We start from the raw sequence: 19,027 nt of genomic DNA, 5'->3' as shown, positions 1-19,027 counted from the left end.
CAGTCTTACCATTTTAATTTAATTCCAAAAAAATTATGAAATCATTTGTAGAATATTCTTCAGATTCAGACTTTTCTATACATAATATTCCTTTCGGAGTAGCAGTTTTTAATAAAGAATATATCGGATGCTGTACGAGGATCGGAGATCAGGTTGTTGATCTTGCCACTCTTTATGATCTTGGATATTTTGAAAATATTGAAGGATTGGACGATAATGTTTTTGAAGCCTATACCATCAACGAGTTTATTGAGCTGGGAAAACCTGTAACGAATGTCGTGCGTACAAGAATTCAGGAACTCCTGCAGGAAGGTTCGATCCTGTCAAAAGACGAAAAAACCATTGCAGATGCTTTCTATGACCTTGACAAAGTAAAAATGATGATGCCTGTGCACATCCCGAATTATACGGATTTTTACAGCAGCATTGAACACGCTACGAACGTTGGAAAAATGTTCCGTGACCCGGCCAATGCCCTGCTTCCAAACTGGAAACACCTTCCGGTAGGCTATCATGGAAGAGCTTCCTCCATCGTAGTTTCAGGAACAGAAATTAACCGTCCGAAAGGCCAGACAAAACCTGCAGACGCAGAAAAACCGCTTTTCGGGCCAAGCAAGCAGCTTGACTTTGAACTGGAAATGGCCTTTATCTTGAACAGAAACTCAGAAATGGGTGAAAGCATTTCTACAAAAGATGCTGAAGAAGCGATCTTCGGAATGGTAGTATTCAATGACTGGTCGGCAAGAGATATCCAGGCCTGGGAATATGTTCCGCTGGGACCTTTCCTTGGGAAAAACTTCGGTTCATCTATCTCTCCATGGGTTGTTACCCTTGAAGCGCTAGAACCTTTCAGAACAGCTTCTCCAAAGCAGGATCCTGAAGTTTTAGACTATTTAAAGTTTGAGGGTGACAAAAATTACGATATCAATCTTGAAGTTTATCTGCAACCTGAAAACGGTGAAGAAAACCTGATTTCAGAAAGTAACTATAAATTCATGTACTGGAATATGGCTCAGCAATTAGCGCATCATACCATAAACGGATGTAATGTGGAAGTTGGAGATCTATATGCCAGCGGAACCATCTCAGGAAGCGATCCAAAATCTTTCGGGTCCATGCTGGAACTGACCTGGAGAGGACAAAATCCTATACAATTGAAAGACGGACAGGAAAGAAAATTCATTGAAGACAACGATACCGTTACCATGAAAGCCTGGGCTGAAAAAGATGGAGTGAGAGTTGGCTTTGGTGAGGTTTCCGGTAAAATTATCCCAACGGTATAATATCTTTCAACCACAAAAGTCACAAAAGATTTCATGATCACCCAGTCCTATTTAACTGATTTGACTTATAAGATAAATGGCGCCTGCATAGAAGTTCACAAAATTTTAGGTGCTGGTTTATTAGAAAGTGTTTATCATAAATGCCTGGAAGAAGAATTCAGATTGAGAAATATTAATTTTAAATCTGAGCTAAAAATTCCGGTAATTTATAAAGAGAAAGAAATGAGTTGTGATTTCTTTTGTGATTTTCTCGTCGAAGATTTAATTGTTGTCGAACTAAAATCGGTTGTGGAATTCAATGATATTCACCGATCTCAAATTTTAAATTATATTAATTTAATGAAGAAACCCAAAGGAATCTTAGTCAACTTTAATGTAAAAAACTTATATCATGAAGGCCAGGAAACTTTTGTAAATAAGTATTACAATATGCTTTTTTGAACTTTAAAAACAATTGATTTTACTTAAAAAACTTTTGTGACTTTTGTGGTTAATAATAAACAATGAAAACAGTAATACCCTCCGAACTATCCGCCGTACAGCTCCAGACCATCATGCAGACCGCTGTGTCTCCGCGTCCGATTGCTCTGGCTTCTACTGTAGATAAAAACGGAACTATCAATTTATCTCCGTTCAGCTTTTTTAATATGTTCAGTACAGTTCCTCCAATTTTGATTTTTTCACCATCAAGGAGAGTACGTGACAATACCACTAAACATACTCTGGAAAATGTTCTGGAAGTTCCGGAAGTAGTGATCGGAACAGTAAATTTTCCAATAGTACAGCAAATCTCTCTGGCTTCTACGGAATACGAAACCGGAGTCAATGAGTTTATCAAATCAGGTTTAACCATGAAAGATGCAGATCTGGTACAGCCTAAACTGATTGAAGAATGTCCCGTCAACTTTGAATGTAAAGTTTTAGAAGTTAAATCTCTGGGAGACCAGGGCGGTGCAGGAAATCTTGTCATCTGTGAGGTTCAGAAAATTCATATCAGAGAAGAATATCTGAATGAAGCAGGAAATTTAGATCAGCAAAAACTGGATATGGTGGCCCGTTTAGGAGGAAACTTTTATTCCAGAAGCAATGAGAGCAGCCTTTTTGAGGTTCCCAAACCGTTGGTTACAAAAGGAATAGGGTTTGATCTTCTGCCGGACTCTGTCAAATACAGTAAAATATTTACAGGAAATGACTTGGGAATGCTTGCCAATGTAGAAATACTTCCGGCAGGGGAATTCCATGCAGATGAGAATATCCATCTGGAAGCTCAGCAGTTTTTACTGGAAAGTAAAATCGAAGAAGCCTGGAAAGTTTTAGTTAAATAATTTTCAAATTGAAGTTAAAATAAAAAAGGAGTGAAAAATTTCACTCCTTTTTTATTTTAAAACTTAATGTTTAGTAACAGCATTTATAGCGTCCATTAGCGTCTACAACTTCAGTACCCAAGTTAGGTGGGGCACATGGAGGCACTACACATCCACCTCGCCCGTCGCTAAAATAATCACTAAAACAACCACTCAGGTTACATAATAAAACCTTATCTCCTCCTGAAATTTGTTTCTGAGCTTCTCTGCTTAATTTTTGAGCATTCTTTAAATTTGACTTTTTCATGAAAATTTTTATTTAATGGTATTAGTATTTCACTAAAGTATGAAATTTAACGATATCAACAATAGTTTTAACAATAAATATTAAATATTTTGTTTGATAAACTCAATGCATTTTTCAGACACGATTTTTAAGTTTTCCGGAAATTCTTTTTCAGTCCATGGCTCTTTTGAACCGAAGGTATGATCTGCATTTTCAACTAAGAACAGCTCTGAGTTAGGATTAAGGATATGAAGATGTTCCGCATTCTTTACGCTTACACTTTCATCATTAGTTCCATGAACGATTAACACATAAGCTTTGGCCATTTCTGTGGCTCTTTCCACATCAAAACGGTGTACGTTATGCTCAAAATCTTCATAAAACTGGTAATAGTGAGGCATTTCCTGTTTTGTTCTTCCGTTCAGCACATAATATACGCCCTCCTTTCTCCAATTCTCCAAGGCTTCATCTTTTGGAAAACGTTCTAAGGTATCTACACTTGCCAGCGTGATAAGCCCGTTGATTCTTTCATCTTCAAATGTTTTAATGATGGAAATTCCTCCTCCCCTGCTGTGCCCTATCAGGATTATCCTTTGGTCATCTACATGCGGATCTTTCACAAAGTGATCGATTACAACACCGAGATCCGAAAGTTCTTTCGAGTAATTATTGTTGCCAAAAGCTTCCAGATCAGCAAAATTGTGAGGATCTTCAAGGGTAGTTCCGTTATAGGAGAAATTGAATTTTACAAAGAAAAAGCCTGCTTCAGCAAACTTTTCCGCCATCAGATTCCAGGCACCCCAGTCTTTATAACCTTTGTAGCCGTGAACAAATATCACCAGCGGTAATTTTTCATCAGTTTCAGGATAAAATGCATCTGCCAGGAAATCTTTGGTTTCTGCATTTTTCAGTTTTATATTAAGGTTTTTAATCAGTTCCATATAAAATTAATTATGATTCTTAAATAACAATGCTGTTTTCAGTATTCACTTTAACCGAAATATAATAAAAAATTTTCAGCTGGAAAAGTTAACCTTCTGCACTGGAATTCATTAAATAGTTATAAAATAACCTTATTTTTGCGGTATGCTGGATTTAAGAACGGTAACCGTCACACGTTACATCCTGCCTTTAAGGGAAGGCGGATCTCTTCCTGCCTTGGCAGAAGCTGATGATGATTTTAAATATGTACTGAAATTCCGGGGCGCAGGTCACGGGGTAAAGATGCTGATCTCCGAACTTTTGGGCGGCAAGATTACGGAAGCTTTGGGCCTGAAGATCCCTGAGCTTGTATTTGTTAATCTGGACGTCGATTTTGGGCGTACGGAAGCTGATGAGGAAATTCAGGATTTACTGAAATTTTCAGAAGGTCTGAATTTGGGTCTGCATTATCTTTCAGGTTCCATCACTTATGATCCCGGGGTAAAGGTTGATCCTCTTCTGGCTTCAAAGATTGTCTGGCTGGACGCGTTCATTACGAATATTGACCGTACTTTTAAGAATACCAATCTTCTGATGTGGCATAAGGAACTTTGGGTCATCGATAATGGGGCTTCCTTTTATTTCCATCATTCGTGGCAGAATTTTGATACGGCTGCCAAAACACCGTTCAAATATGTGAAAGACCATGTATTACTCCCTAAGGCAAAAATGCTTGATGAGGCTGATCAGTTCGCTCATGAGGTACTGAATGATCATTTTTTCCGTGAGATTGTCAATTTAATTCCTGAGAACTGGCTCCACTGGGATGACGCCGATGAAACTCCTGAAGAGATCCGTGAAATCTACTTCCGGTTCCTGAAAACCAGGTTAGAAAATTCTCAAATCTTTGTAAACGAAGCTAAAAATGCAAGAGGATAAAATATACGAATACGCCGTAATACGCCTGGTACCGAAGGTTGAGAGAGAAGAGTTTTTCAACATTGGCCTTGTGATGTTTTCCAAAAAGGAAAAGTTTATCCGTATGGAATTTTACTTATGCCCCGATAAATTCAGGCTGATGCACAGCAAACTGGACTATGATGATATTATCCGGAATCTTGAAAGCTTTCAAAAAATTGCTGCCGGAGATAAGGAAGGAGGTCCTATCGCTCTAATGGATGTTCCGGAACGTTTCCGCTGGCTCACGGCCGTAAGAAGCTCTTCTGTACAGACATCCAGACCTCATCCGGGAAAATCAAAAGACCTGGAAAAAACGTTTGGTAAACTTTTTGAGGAGTTAGTAAAATAACACTTCACCACAAAAGTATTCTATGAAATCACTAATCAGCAATATATCAATCTACAGGTTTTCAATAAACCTGTTTTTTGTTATTTTTTTAGGATTATTTGGTTTAAGCTATTCACAAAATCAAATAGAACCGATAACCCAAAAAAGCAGTCTTCTGCCAAAAATATCGGCAGCATCAGAAAATATCATCTATAAGACCAATGCAAAAGGAGTTCCTGTAGCATTAGATATTTATACCCCGAAGACTGGTTCAGACGATAAGTTACCCGTTGTGGTCTATGTACACGGCGGAGCATGGGTAAAAGGTGATAAAATAGTAAGAGACGGCAGTTATATTGAAACATTCATTGCAAAGCTTCTGGATAAAAAGTATGCAGTAGTCAGTATTGATTATACGCTTTTGAACGACAGCATCCATTTTCCTCTTCCTTTGCAGGACACCAAAGATGCAGTAAGATGGGTAAGAAAAAATGCGGACAGGTATCATTTTGACCCGGACAATATTGGTTTTTTTGGCACTTCATCAGGAGCACATCTGTCGATGCTTGCAGCCTATACGCCTGACAGTGAATTTACAGGAAGTCCTGAGCTTTCTTCTTATTCTGCAAAAGTAAATTTTGTAATCAACCACTACGGCCCTTCCGACATGAATATGCTGCTACATACCCGGCTTGGAAAGGTTCCGGTATTTTTTTTCGGGCTGGCTGTAAAAAAAATCGTGGATCTCAGATCGGATCTCGTCAGGGGATTATCCGGTTATGACATCAAAAAAGAGAAAAGAAAAGTCATAGACTATTTCAAAACAATTTCTCCTGTAAGCTATGTTTCGGAAGCTGTTCCTACATTAATTGTACAGGGAAATAAGGATAAAATAGTCCCTATAAAGCAGTCCAGAAAGCTTCACAGAAAACTAAGAAGGGAAAATGTTCAGAATAACCTGATTATTGTAGAAAACGGAATGCATGGCTTCGGAACAACAGATAAAGCTTATATGGATAAGCTTACTGACCAGATGGTGGATTTTACTATTTCTCAAACCAAATAATATACAGGCTACAGTATGGAAAAGCCATTAAGAGCTTAAAATCAGTATGATAACTTATCATACTTAATAATAAATTACAAAATTGCTAGATTACTATACATTTCATCTTTTTTATATACAAAATAATTAACTTGGCTTTTGTTTAAATTATTCTTAACAAAACATCCTGTAGTTTTAATTATTCATTCTAAAAACAGATGATATGGATTTTATGAATAACACCAATGCGCTCACGCTTATTTTTGTATCACTACTCGTTTTTGCAATTGCCTATCGTTTTTACGGTATTTTCATTGCCAATAAAGTACTGAGGCTTAATGATAAAAACATGACTCCGGCAGTAGAATTTGCCGACGGTAAAGATTATGTAGCTACCAATAAGAACGTACTTTTCGGACATCATTTTGCTGCCATTGCCGCAGCCGGGCCTTTGGTGGGGCCTGTACTGGCTGCTCAGTTCGGTTATCTGCCCGGTGCCTTATGGATCCTGATCGGATGTGTACTTGGTGGTGGCGTACATGATATGGTTGTACTATTTGCTTCAGTACGGCATAAAGGACAAAGCCTGGCTACTATTGCTTCCAAAGAAATAGGTAAGACAACCGGAACGGTTGCCGGTTTTGCCATTCTGTTTATCCTTATTCTTACACTGGCCGGTCTGTCACTGGCCTGTATCAATGCGATGCATGAGGCTTCATGGTCTCTTTTTACCGTTGTAATCACGATGCCTATCGCGGTTATTATGGGCCTTATCATGAGATACAGAAAAAACAGTGTTCTTTTCGCCAGTATTTTAGGCGGTATCCTTTTAGTGGCCGGAATTATAGGAGGACATAGCCTGATGCAGAATGAAACGATGAACAATCTGTTTTCATGGGATATAAAAACGATTTCCATTGCAATTCCTGTATACGGTTTTCTGGCTTCTGTGCTGCCTGTCTGGCTGCTTCTGGTACCCAGGGATTATCTTTCAACATATCTGAAAATAGGAACGATCATTATGCTTGCGGTAGGAGTTATTGTCATTCATCCTACTATCCAGATGCCAGCCCTTACGGAATTCATCAATGGTGGGGGACCTGTGATAGGCGGACCTGTACTTCCTTTTATTTTTATTGTAATTGCATGTGGTGCTATTTCCGGTTTCCATGCGGTTATTGCAACGGGAACAACTCCTAAAATGCTTAATAAAGAAAAAGAAATCCTTTTTGTGGGCTACGGGGCTATGCTTGTGGAAGGCTTTGTGGCTTTAATGGCTTTGATCGCCGCATGCACCTTAATGCCCGGAGACTATTTTGCTATTAATACTCCTAAAGAATCCTATGATGCTTTTCTGGCCGCCCATCCTTCACTGCACGGTGTAGACATTGACTATTATTCACAAAAAATAGGTATTGAACTGCACGGAAGAACCGGCGGGGCAGTATCTTTGGCCGTGGGAATGGCTCATATTTTTAACAAGATCCCCTATATGGATCAGCTGACCGCATATTGGTATAATTTCGCTATTATGTTTGAAGCCGTATTTATTCTGACCGCCATTGATGCGGGAACAAGAGTAGGACGTTTCTTTTTGCAGGAAATGCTGGGTTCTGTTATCCCTAAATTCAATGATAAGAACTGGGTTCCCGGAATTATCATCAGCAGCCTTTTATTTACTTTTGCATGGGGCTATCTGGTGTTTACCGGTAATGTAAGCAGCATCTGGCCACTGTTCGGAATCAGTAACCAGCTATTAGCGGCCTGCGGACTGATTGTCTGTACAACGATGCTGATCCGGATGAAAAGGGGGAAATATGCTTTATGCTCTGCAATTCCCGGAGTTTTTATGGCCGGAATCACTTTCTGGGCAGGCTATATTCAGGTGACAACAATTTACCTTCCTAAGGAACAGTACCTGCTGGCAGCTTTGGCAGCAACAGCAATGATCCTGATGCTGATTGTTTTCATCGGAGCTTTCATCAAATGGTACCAGCTTCTGCAAATCAAAACAACTGAGATCGATTATTATGGAGAGCCTGTAAAGGAGCTTGTAGAAAGGTAATCAAGATAAATTCATAGAAAAGCAAAAACAGTCCGGGTTATCCGGACTGTTTCATTTACTAATTATTATTTATTAAAAATTGAAGTTAAGTCTTGTGAACACATACCTTCCGTTCTGTCCAAACTGGGAAGTTGACCGGGAATAGATAAACTGGTCATTATTCGTGGAAGCCGTCAGGTTTTTATCAGGATAAATATCAAACAGATTATTAACCCCTATTGTGAGTCCTACATTTTTTGTAAACTGATAGGCCAGTGAAAGGTCGGTAATGATCTTATCTCCGATCTGCTGATGCTCATTGAATCCGGTAAGCCCGTCCCCGTTGGCATCAATAATATCGGCACCTGTCACTTTTCCGAAATAGGTATTTCTAAGATAAATACTTGCATTTTTCCAGGCCAACGTATGTGATAAACTCGCTTTTACCCTTGGAACTGCTTCTTCAAGGTATACTCTTGATTTTTCAGAAAAATAAATCTTCTCAAGGTTTGGAGACTGTAAAAGTCCTGAAGAATGGGTATCCCAAACTTTTTTGGTCTCACTGATATTAACTGCAAAATTATTATCAAGCTTAACTCCTGAAAATCTTGCATTATGGGAAATCACCACATCTACTCCTCTTGTTTCCGTATCAATAGCATTGGTAAAAAACTGTGCCCCGTTGATCCCCTGTGCATCAAAGGCGGCCTGTGCTGCCGCAGGAACATCTGATCTCAGAAACTGGTCTGTAAGAATGATCCTGTTGTTGATCTTTGTAAAGTATCCGTCTGCAGTAAAAGTAAGACCTGCAGAAGGAATTCTGTAGGTAAATCCTACACTGGCAGATTTAGAAGTTTCCTGCTTCAGTTTTGGCATTTCCAGCAACCCTGCAATTTCCGAATCATTGCTGAATGTTCCCACCTCAAGAAGCTGGCTGTTGGTAAACAGAGTTGATGTTACATTATAATAGATCTGGTGGATGGATGGCGCTCTGAACCCCGTAGAACCTGCCAGTCTCACATTAAAATTCGGAGCCACTTTAATCCTTGAAGCCAGTTTGTAGTTGAATGTAGATCCGAAATCTGAATATTTTTCATATCTCGCGGCGGCATCCACCAATAACCAGTGGGTAAAATTAAATTCAACATCGGCATACGCGGCCACTGCCTGCCTGTTTTTGTCCACAGCATTAACAGGTTTAAACCCTCCGAAAACCTGAGATCCTCCCGGAAGTGCATTTCCAAAGAAATCCGTTGCTCTCGGGCTGGTATTATTCCATACATTTCCTGCTGCATCATAGGTTGCATAAGACGCCTGCTCACCCGGTGTTATTTTAAAATTTTCATAACGGTGCTCTGCTCCGAAAGCAACATTAATTCCGCTCCATGCATCATATTTTTTAGAAAAATCCAGATTGATGGTATTCTGTGAAAACCTTAAACCTCCTGCGTCAAACTCGTCGGGAGAAGCAAACCGTAAAGACGTATTTCCTGTATTACTGATATTATAGCTAAATGAGTTCTGTCCGAACGTATTACTTAAATCAACATTCCAACCGTCCCAGTTTCCTTTTATCCCGGCCGAAAGCGACAAATCCTGAATATCCGTTCCAATCTGAGGAAGATAACCGTCTGAGTAAAGCCCTGTGAAAGTCCTGCTCTGGTTAGGTTTTCTGTAGAATCCACCTGAACTTCCATGCCTGAAACTATATCCGCCAAACGTATATGCTTTCCAGTTGTCATTAATGGGAACTTCAATATTGGCAAAAAGCTGATGGTTATTTAATTTCGACTGCCCTACCTGCATATTGAAATCTTTCCTGTCCAGCCCTCTGTAAGCCAATTCCTGATCTGTAACATCTCCTTTTAATAAACTTTGCAGAACACCGATTGTATTGGCACTTTGGATCTGATTCTGAAACTGGGGAGAGAAATAGCTTACGCCCTGAGCATACTGATGAATATAATTAATAAGCTGCTGCGGATTGGGAACATTGTTGATATTGGAAAAAAGTGAGGAAAGATTCACGCCGTCATTTAGGGCACGTTTTTCAATAGCATTATATGCATTATAGATTGCTCCGCTTTCGGATCCGGCTCTGAAGGTTGGATTTCTGAACTGTGAAGACCATGTGATATTATAAAAACCTCCTTTACTCCCGATCTTATTTCCATAATTAAGATCTACCTGGATATTTTGTCCGTCAAAACTCCCCGTATGGTCATTGGCAGTCGGAGTTAAGTTTCCGCCGTAGCTTACCTGGCCGGTTAACTTGCCTATATCTCTTTTCAGTTCAAGGTTGATAACGCCTGCGATAGCATCGGAACCGTATTGGGCTGAAGCACCGTCACGCAACACTTCAATCCTGTTTAATGCAAAAGAGGGAATCGAGTTCAAATCCGTTCCTACCGTTCCCCTTCCCGGTGTTCCGTTCACATTAACCAACGCCGAAGTATGTCTTCTTTTTCCGTTTACCAAAACCAGCACCTGATCCGGACCTAATCCTCTCAGCTGGGCAGGATCCAGATGATCCGTACCGTCTGAATTAGTCTGAATGGTAGAAGTGAAAGAAGGCGCTACCGCATTTAAAATCTGTCCTATACTGGACTGTGGAAGAACCACGGAAGATTCTTTTATATTAAAGACATCCACAGGAACCGGGCTGTCTATTTTGGATCGGGCCCCGGCTCTTGATCCCAGTACCACAACTTCTTCTACATTATTGGTTTTTACACTGTCTTTTTCTTTTTCCTGCCCGAAAGCATACGTTCCGAGGAAAAACAGGACAGAAGCTGACAAAATAGTCTTTTTATTTTTCATACCCTTGCATCAATTAAATAGTTTATGTTTTTTTGAGTGGCAAATGTAGAATAATTTTATTAGTCTACAAAATCAATAGACTTTTGTTTTGCAAAAAATGATAATAGTCTTCTTCTATTGAACATAGAATGGGAAAGTTTTATAATAAATTGATTTAATGTCAAAATTTCATAAGAATCTATTTTTTCAAAATGTTGCTATTTTAACGCAAAGCTTAATTTCAACACTCACTATTCTGAGGAGAGCAAAGATAAATGGCTATGCCATTGATTAAGCTGCTGAGTTATATGGTCGCTTCATCAATCAATCGAAGATTGATTCCTTCTTTGCCCCTTAAGATTTTCATTATTAAAATTAAACTTTGCGTTAAAAAATTATGCAATAAAAAACGGATTCCCAAAATGGAACCCGCTTTAAAATATTTTAAGTTTTTATAACAGAGAAATGCAGTTATATTTTTGTAAGCTTGGCATATTTCAGGATAAGGTTTTTCTCCCCTTCATGAATGAAAATTACTTTAGCTTTAATATTCTGAGGATCTGTGCCATCCAGGAAAGAAACTTCCCCGATTCCGAAACGGTCATGTCTTACCTTATCCCCTACTTCGATATCCTGTGAAGAAGCACCGCTCGGATTAATAATTTTCGCCGTGCTTACAGGTTTCAGTTTTCTTACTTCCTGTGCAGGTTTTGAGCTGTCTCCTTTGTCAATGGTTTTCTTTTCAACTTTTCTGAAAGAACGCTGTTCGGAAGGATGCTCATCAAAAATATTGGATTTGATTCCTGTATTATTGATAAACCTTTTTTCGAGAGCCGGGTTTAAGAATTCAATATATTCTTCATCAATTTCACTTAAGAATCTTGATGGTTCTGCATCCGTGATTTTTCCCCACTGAAAACGCGAAACGGCATACGAGAAAAACACCTGCTTTTCCGCTCTTGTCAGTGCCACATAAAACAGACGTCTTTCTTCCTCCAGATCTTCCCTTGTCGCTGAACTCATAAAGCTCGGGAAAAGGTTTTCTTCAAGCCCGACAAGGTGTACCACCGGGAATTCCAGACCCTTAGACAGGTGAATGGTCATTAAAGAAACCATATCCTCATCCGTATTTTTATCCTGCGTATCGGCAGAAAGCGCGATATTTTCAAGGAAATTCGGAAGGCTGGGATCTCCGTCTTCCAGCTGCATCTGCTCTTCAATGAATCCCTGCATAGAGTTCATCAATTCCTGGACGTTTTCTACGCGGGAAATTCCTTCAGGGGTCTGGTCGTCTTTTAAGAATTTAATCAGTCCGCTTCGTTTGGCCACTTCCATGGCAACACTGTAAGCCGTATCGGTTTTCAGCAATACCTGAAAGGCTTTGATCATGGACCAGAAATCATTCAGTTTGGTTATAACACCGTTGTTCAAGCCTAATTGTGGAGCGTACATCGGCAGGTTACCAAGTACCTGTGAGATGGTTACATTATGGGAGTCTGCAAAAACGATCAGTTTATTCTGGGTGGTTTCCCCGATTCCTCTTGTTGGGTAATTGATGATTCTCATCAGTGCCTCAGAATCATTTTCATTCACCAGAAGGCGCAGGTAAGCAATAAGGTCTTTCACCTCCTTTCTCTGATAGAAAGAAAGTCCTCCGTAGACCTTATACGGAATATTTTTACGTCTCAGCGCATCTTCAAATGCTCTGGTCTGTGAGTTGGTTCTGTATAAGATCGCAAAATCACTGTACTTTCTCTGATCAGTGTTTCTCAGTTCCCAGATGTTTCCGGCCACAAAATTAGCTTCATCCGCATCGGAAAGGGAACGGTATATTTTGATTTTATCTCCTTCTTCATTATCACTGAAAACATTCTTCTTAAACTGCTGCAGGTTTTTTGCGATGACAACGTTAGCTGCATTTACAATGTTCTGAGTTGAACGGTAATTCTGCTCCAGAGAAACCGTTATTGCATCAGGATAATCTTTCTTAAAGTTTAAGATGTTATAAATATTCGCACCACGGAAGGAATAGATGGACTGGGCATCATCCCCCACCACACAGATATTTTCAAATTTTGAAGCCAGTGCTTTCACAATAAGATACTGGGAATGGTTGGTATCCTGGTACTCATCCACCATGATGTACCTGAATCTGTCCTGATATTTGGCCAGCACTTCAGGAAAACGGGTCAGTAATTCGTTGGTCTTTAGCAGTAAGTCATCAAAATCCATCGCACCATTCTTGAAGCATGCTTCCACATATTTCTGGTAGATCTTTCCGATGAATTTCATATTGGCTTTTTCATCAGCTTCCATCAGTTCCGGATTGTTGAAATAAGCTTTTACCGTGATCAGATTGTTTTTGTATGTTGAAATTCTTGCCTGGACTTTTTTAGGTTTATAAAGATCGGCATCGATATTCATGTCTTTGAGTACTTTTCTGATAACATTCAAGGCATCCTGCTGGTCATAGATCGTAAAATTGGAAGGATATCCCAGGTAATGACCTTCAATTCTCAGGATTCTTGCAAAAACCGAGTGGAAGGTTCCCATCCATAAGCTTCTTGCATTGCTGTCTCCCACTACTTTTGCAATACGGTCTTTCATTTCGCGGGCGGCTTTATTGGTAAATGTCAGCGCCAGAATATTGAAAGGGTCCACACCGTTGTGGATCAGGTGGGCAATACGCATGGTAAGCACACGCGTTTTTCCGGAACCGGCTCCTGCAAGCACCATCAAAGGTCCCTGTAGAGAGGTAACGGCTTCATATTGTGATTCATTGAGTCCTTTCAGATAATCCATACTGCAAAAAAATTTTGGGAACACAAAATTAATGTATTCAAAGGACAATTCAAATTATGAGTTTAATTTATAGAAAGTAAAAAAATTAAGAGATGTATTCTGCCGGATCAGAATATGTTTAATCATTGAAATTTTTCGTAACCGTCCATTTTCCGTTTTCGTATTGATAATATTTCGCGGGCTGGGAAAAGTATCCCGATTTAGGATCCGAGAAACTCAGCATGATAAGAAAACCTAATTTTGAATCCGTATCATATTTTGGCATCATAGAAATTCCGAAACTTACTTCCTGCAGATCAGTAAATTTATTGTCTTTTCTGATCATAGATAATTCTTTAACCGGCTTTTGAGGTGAAGTGTAATAAAAATTGTTTTCTTTTCCATCATCAGTTATTTTTCCTCGATAAAAAGGTGTATTTCCTGTAGTGACAAAAAAATTATTTTCATCATTTTCCCAACCGAAAAAAAGCTCTCCTCCTCCATGGAAAACCGATACTGGAATAATAATCCCGTTTCCTGTTTTCTTCCTGAACTTGGCAAAATTACTCTTGCTCCACAATTTATTAAAAACTTCCAACCCGATTTGTTTTTCAAAGTGTTTACAATCGTAGTAAGGATCATTTCCACATTCTGGGCCACCACCGATGATAGATTTTCTCAGGAAAAGAACTTTTTTAGGTTTAAAAAAAAATCCTTTAAAATCCGGATCTCCACTGATCATATCAAAAAGGCTGCTGAAATTCATTTTTTCAAGCTGCTCAATATCCTTCTGATAGCGTTCTTTTTCCCGTTCATATACATCCCCACAGTCTCTTTTCCGTAATGGACAACCCTGATTTTCAACCATTCCGGGTTTTGTAGGACAAGCATCATCTTTATCCAAAATTCCGTCTCCGTCTGTATCAAGCCACGGACAGCCGTTATTTTCAGCAGGTCCTGCTACATCCCGACATTGATCTTCCTTATCAAATACTCCATCCTTATCTTCATCTGGCCAGGGACAGCCCTTATTCTCTGTTGATCCCTGCTCTTTAGGGCACTGATCCAGATAAAAAGGAATCCCATCCCCGTCTTCATCGGAAAGACAGGCCTTTTTACTGAATTCCTTTCTGCATTTTTTCAACGCATCCTTATCGATGATTTCCTGTGCCTGTATCAGAAAAAAGGAGAAAAGAAAAAGTAAAGTATAATAAATTCTCATAGTGGAGTTGAATAGTTTTACAAATAAACAAAAATTTAAAAAAAAGTGGAGTAATTATGTAACAAATACCGTGTTTGCCCTACTAATATATCCAAAACAATTTCTACTTTATGAAAAAGCGACTTCTTTCTGTGGCAGCAGCATCTTTCTTCGGAATGGTTCTGAATGCACAGCAAATTAAATTTGAAGAGTATGACCTGCCAAACGGCCTTCACGTAATTCTTCATCAGGACAATTCTGCACCGGTAGTGACTACAGGCGTTATGTACCATGTAGGTGCGAAGGATGAAGTAAAGGGAAGAACAGGTTTTGCCCATTTCTTTGAACATCTTTTATTTGAGGGAACACCTAACATCAAAAGAGGTGACTGGTTCAAGATCGTTTCTTCAAACGGAGGACAAAATAATGCGAACACTACGAATGACCGAACGTATTACTATGAAACATTCCCTTCAAATAACGAGCAGCTGGGTCTTTGGATGGAAGCTGAAAGAATGCGCCATGCCCTGATCAACCAGGTGGGAGTAGATACTCAGAGAGAGGTTGTAAAAGAGGAGAAAAGATTAAGAATGGACAACCAGCCTTATGGAAACCTTTTCCCTACTATTCAGAAAAATTTATTTACGAACCACCCGTACAACTGGCCTACGATCGGTTCTATGGAAGATCTAAATTCTGCAAAACTGGAAGAGTTCCAGGCTTTCTATAAAAAATATTATGTTCCGAACAATGCTACATTGGTAGTTGCAGGAGATATCAAGCCTGAGCAGACTAAAAAATGGATCCAGGAATACTACGGAGGAATCCAGAAAGGAACCCTTTATCCAAAAGACTTCCCGAAAGATGCTCCTATTACCCAGGAAAAGGAGGTAACGGCTACAGACCCGAACATTCAGCTTCCTGCCTATATTTTTGCGTACAGGACTCCGGCTAATAAGGAAAAAGATGCTTATGTTCTTGATATGCTTTCATCTTATCTTAGCAATGGTAAATCTTCAGTTTTATACAAAAAATTAGTTGACCAGGACAAAAAAGCGCTTGCCGTACAGGCTTTCAACCAGGGTCTTGAAGATTACAGCATTTTCGCATTCTTCGCAATCCCAATGGGACAGACTACAAAGCAGACTTTACAGGCTGACATTGATGCTGAAATCAAAAAACTGCAGACAGGTCTGATCTCTGAGGAGGATTATCAGAAGCTTCAGAACCAATATGAAAACCAATTTGTGAATGCCAACTCAAGTATTCAGGGAATTGCTGCTTCACTGGCAACCAACCATGTACTGATGGGCGACACCAACCTGATCAATAAGGAAATCGACATCTACAGATCCATCACGAGACAGGATCTGCAGAACGCTGCTAAAAAGTATCTGAATTCCAATCAAAGAGTAATCATTAATTACGTTCCTGAAAAAAAGTAATCATTTAAAACTAAGGTTTGAATACGATTATTAAAAATTAAATTTTTACAAATGAAAAAGCAATTAACATATATAGCTGCAGCGTTTTTATTCGCAGGAACGGTTTCAGCACAAAAAATTGACCTTAATGCAATGCCGAAACCGGGACCCACTCCTGCGATCAACATTGCAAAACCAAAAACTTTCCAGCTGAGCAACGGACTTACGGTAATGGTTGTGGAAAACAATAAGTTACCAAGAGTAAACACTACTCTTTCTATGGACAGACCACCTTTCCTTGAAGGAAGTGTAGCCGGGGTAAGCTCTATCATGGCTGAACAGTTCGAAAACGGAACAACGAATCTGAGCAAAGAGGATTTTAACAAAAAGGTAGATTACCTGGGAGCTAATTTAAGTTTCTCTTCTAATGGCGCTTTTGCAAACTCTCTTTCAAAATATTTCCCTGAAGTGCTGGGCTTAATGGCAGACGCGATCATTAATCCTAAGTTTTCTGCGGAAGAAATTCAAAATTCAAAAGAAAGAGCTGTAGAAGGTTTGAAATCTGAAGAGAAAAATGCTTCTTCTATCGCTTCTAAAGTTTCCAATGCCTTAATGTATGGTAAAAATACAGCCAGAGGTGAATTTGAAACCGTGGAAACGATCAACAAGATCCAGTTAGCTGACGTACAAAACGTTTATAAAAAATATTACGCTCCGGACAATGCTTATTTGGTAATTGTAGGTGACGTGAAATTTGACAAGGTAAAATCGCTGGTAGAAAAAGCTTTCAGCGGATGGAAAAAAGCCAATACCCCTGTAACAGCTCTGGAACCGGCTACCAATCTTGCTAAAACAGAGATTAATGTGGTAGATGTTCCTTCTGCTGTACAGTCTGTAGTTTCGGTAAATAACCTGAACAATCTTAAAATGAAAGACCCGAACTACTTTGCTGCGACCATGGCCAACTACATTTTAGGCGGTGGCGGTGAAGCGAGGCTTTTCATGAATCTTCGTGAGAAGAACGGATTCACTTACGGTGCTTATTCGGATATGAATGCCGGTAAATATTCTTCAGATTTCTCAGCTGATGCCAGTGTGAGAAACGAAGTTACTGATAAAGCCGTTAAGGAATTCATGAATGAGCTTAACGCTATTTCTACGGTAAAACCTGAAGAACTGGAAAATGCCAAGGCTAAGCTGAAAGGATCTTTCATCATGTCTCTGGAGAAACCGGAAACGATCGCCAAGTTTGCTTTAAATCAAAAGGTTCAGGATCTTCCATCTGATTTCTATACCAATTATTTAAAATCAATTGATAAAGTAACTGCAGCTGATATTTCCAATGCGGTGAAATCTACCATTCTACCTAATCAAAGCAGAATTTTTATTGCCGGTAAAGCCTCTGATATTTCTGAAGGACTTGAAAGATTGGGCTATCCTGTAAAATATTATGACAAAGAAGCCAATCCGGTAGCAAAGCCGACTGCACAAAAAGTGGATGCTGCTGTAAGTGTCGCTTCTATTGCCGATAAATACATCAATGCAATCGGAGGAAAAGCAAATCTAGCAAAGATCTCTTCTTACACAATGAACGCTTCGATGTCTATGCAGGGACAGAATATTGATTTTAAAATCATAAAAGCTCAGGGCGGAAAGGAACTGACATCAGTTACTGCTATGGGCCAGGTTGTTCAAAAGCAGGTTTTCGATGGAAAACAGGGATATTCTGAACAAATGGGACAGAAAGCACCTATGAAACCGGAACAAATTGCTGAAAAGCAGAAAAACACTGAGCTGTTTGAAGAATTAGGTTTCGCAAAATCTTCAGATTACAAAGTGGCCGGAATTGAAAAAATCGGTGGTGAAGATTCCTATGCTGTTAAAGGAAATAATGTTACCTATTATTACAGCGTAGCTACAGGATTAAAAACAGGAGAAACCAGAACGGCGAAGGCACAGGGACAGGAAGTAACTATCCCTACCACTTTCTCCAATTACAAGGATGTAAACGGTGTGAAAATGCCATATACGATCTCAATAAATCAGATGGGTATGGACATGGTAATGAATGTAAAATCATACGAAGTGAACCAGGCTAAAGATTCTGATTTTAAATAAAGAATACTCTTTTTATAGAAAAAACGGCAGCTGACGCTGCCGTTTTTATTTTTCATAACATTTACCCTGATCTTCTTTGCCATTCGGTAAAAAAAGATTAAATTTGCCCATTCAAAAAGATATCAGAATTAATGGATACTATATTTACACTATTGATGGTTCTTGTTATGATTGCCAGCATCTTATTGGTAATCATCGTTATGGCTCAAAATCCTAAAGGAGGAGGCCTTTCCAGTACTTTCGGAGGTGCATCACCTGCACAGTTCGGAGTACAGAGAACCAATGATTTCATGGAAAAAGCAACATGGACCCTGGGCGCGGTAATCATCGTTCTTATCCTTATAAGCGTTGTGATCACAGGTAAGCCTACAACAGCAGCTCCTGCGCAGCAGCCAGTGAAGAAAGAAACTACAGCCCCGGCTAAGCAATCTGCTCCAGCGGCTACTACCACTACTCCGGCTCAGACACCTGTAGCTCCGGCAAAATAATAACAGATTTATCTTACATACAAAAAAGCAGTTCAAATTGAACTG

The 19,027-nt window shown here is 39.4% G+C and carries 14 protein-coding genes; 10 read left to right on the top strand and 4 right to left on the bottom strand.

Translation table 11 applies throughout. The features are described 5' to 3' along the window. Window positions 1-35 precede the first annotated feature (35 nt). The 3 genes from fahA to AC4IFE_RS11495 all read left to right on the top strand — a co-directional run bounded on the left by fahA (window position 36) and on the right by AC4IFE_RS11495 (window position 2,608). Window positions 36-1,283, top strand: coding sequence for a fumarylacetoacetase (fahA, locus tag AC4IFE_RS11505; protein WP_490757202.1), 1,248 nt, complete (start codon window positions 36-38; stop codon window positions 1,281-1,283). A gap of 33 nt (window positions 1,284-1,316) precedes the next feature. Further along, a complete protein-coding gene (locus AC4IFE_RS11500; protein WP_490757200.1) occupies window positions 1,317-1,724 on the top strand; it encodes a GxxExxY protein in 408 nt (135 codons plus the stop codon). A gap of 62 nt (window positions 1,725-1,786) precedes the next feature. Next, window positions 1,787-2,608, top strand: a complete 822-nt coding sequence (locus AC4IFE_RS11495; RefSeq protein WP_490757198.1) for a flavin reductase family protein — start codon at window positions 1,787-1,789, stop codon at window positions 2,606-2,608. Between the two features lie 366 nt (window positions 2,609-2,974). Here AC4IFE_RS11495 and AC4IFE_RS11490 read toward each other — a convergent pair whose 3' ends face one another. Beyond that, window positions 2,975-3,814, bottom strand: a complete 840-nt coding sequence (locus tag AC4IFE_RS11490) for an alpha/beta hydrolase family protein (protein WP_490757196.1) — start codon at window positions 3,812-3,814, stop codon at window positions 2,975-2,977. Between the two features lie 145 nt (window positions 3,815-3,959). On the opposite strand from AC4IFE_RS11490, the gene AC4IFE_RS11485 reads away from it, so the two are divergent. The 4 genes from AC4IFE_RS11485 to AC4IFE_RS11470 all read left to right on the top strand — a co-directional run bounded on the left by AC4IFE_RS11485 (window position 3,960) and on the right by AC4IFE_RS11470 (window position 8,192). After that, the gene (locus AC4IFE_RS11485; protein WP_490757194.1) at window positions 3,960-4,733 is read left to right on the top strand and encodes a HipA family kinase; all 774 of its coding nucleotides are present in this window, start codon (window positions 3,960-3,962) and stop codon (window positions 4,731-4,733) included. Further along, window positions 4,720-5,103, top strand: a complete 384-nt coding sequence (locus AC4IFE_RS11480) for a DUF3037 domain-containing protein (protein WP_490757192.1) — start codon at window positions 4,720-4,722, stop codon at window positions 5,101-5,103. Before AC4IFE_RS11485 ends, AC4IFE_RS11480 begins: the two co-directional genes overlap by 14 nt. A gap of 22 nt (window positions 5,104-5,125) precedes the next feature. Further along, window positions 5,126-6,148: an alpha/beta hydrolase fold domain-containing protein gene (locus AC4IFE_RS11475; RefSeq protein ID WP_490757191.1), complete on the top strand. Its 1,023-nt coding sequence runs from the start codon at window positions 5,126-5,128 to the stop codon at window positions 6,146-6,148. A 202-nt stretch (window positions 6,149-6,350) separates the two neighbouring features. Continuing rightward, window positions 6,351-8,192, top strand: coding sequence for a carbon starvation CstA family protein (locus AC4IFE_RS11470; RefSeq protein ID WP_490757190.1), 1,842 nt, complete (start codon window positions 6,351-6,353; stop codon window positions 8,190-8,192). Window positions 8,193-8,264: 72 nt separating this feature from the next. On the opposite strand, the gene AC4IFE_RS11465 is transcribed toward AC4IFE_RS11470, so the two are convergent. The 3 genes from AC4IFE_RS11465 to AC4IFE_RS11455 form a co-directional block, all read right to left on the bottom strand. Beyond that, window positions 8,265-10,991 (bottom strand): TonB-dependent receptor plug domain-containing protein, encoded by a 2,727-nt coding sequence (locus tag AC4IFE_RS11465; protein ID WP_490757188.1) that lies wholly within the window; start codon window positions 10,989-10,991, stop codon window positions 8,265-8,267. A gap of 450 nt (window positions 10,992-11,441) precedes the next feature. Next, the gene (locus tag AC4IFE_RS11460; protein WP_490757186.1) at window positions 11,442-13,772 is read right to left on the bottom strand and encodes an ATP-dependent helicase; all 2,331 of its coding nucleotides are present in this window, start codon (window positions 13,770-13,772) and stop codon (window positions 11,442-11,444) included. 118 nt (window positions 13,773-13,890) lie between these two features. Then, window positions 13,891-14,973, bottom strand: a complete 1,083-nt coding sequence (locus tag AC4IFE_RS11455; RefSeq protein ID WP_490757184.1) for a thrombospondin type 3 repeat-containing protein — start codon at window positions 14,971-14,973, stop codon at window positions 13,891-13,893. Between the two features lie 110 nt (window positions 14,974-15,083). Here AC4IFE_RS11455 and AC4IFE_RS11450 point away from each other — a divergent pair, with 110 nt between their 5' ends. The 3 genes from AC4IFE_RS11450 to secG all read left to right on the top strand — a co-directional run bounded on the left by AC4IFE_RS11450 (window position 15,084) and on the right by secG (window position 18,982). Then, window positions 15,084-16,397, top strand: coding sequence for a M16 family metallopeptidase (locus tag AC4IFE_RS11450; protein ID WP_116012188.1), 1,314 nt, complete (start codon window positions 15,084-15,086; stop codon window positions 16,395-16,397). 51 nt (window positions 16,398-16,448) lie between these two features. Beyond that, window positions 16,449-18,494 (top strand): M16 family metallopeptidase, encoded by a 2,046-nt coding sequence (locus AC4IFE_RS11445; protein ID WP_490757182.1) that lies wholly within the window; start codon window positions 16,449-16,451, stop codon window positions 18,492-18,494. A 131-nt stretch (window positions 18,495-18,625) separates the two neighbouring features. Then, window positions 18,626-18,982 carry a preprotein translocase subunit SecG gene (secG, locus tag AC4IFE_RS11440; protein ID WP_490757180.1) on the top strand — a complete coding sequence of 119 codons (357 nt, stop codon included), beginning with the start codon at window positions 18,626-18,628 and terminating at the stop codon, window positions 18,980-18,982. Window positions 18,983-19,027 lie beyond the last annotated feature (45 nt).

It is taken from the genome of Chryseobacterium sp. UF-81 (genome assembly GCF_058245105.1).
Note: the sequence above shows the minus strand (reverse complement) of the source record. Positions and strands in the feature narration are given on the sequence as shown.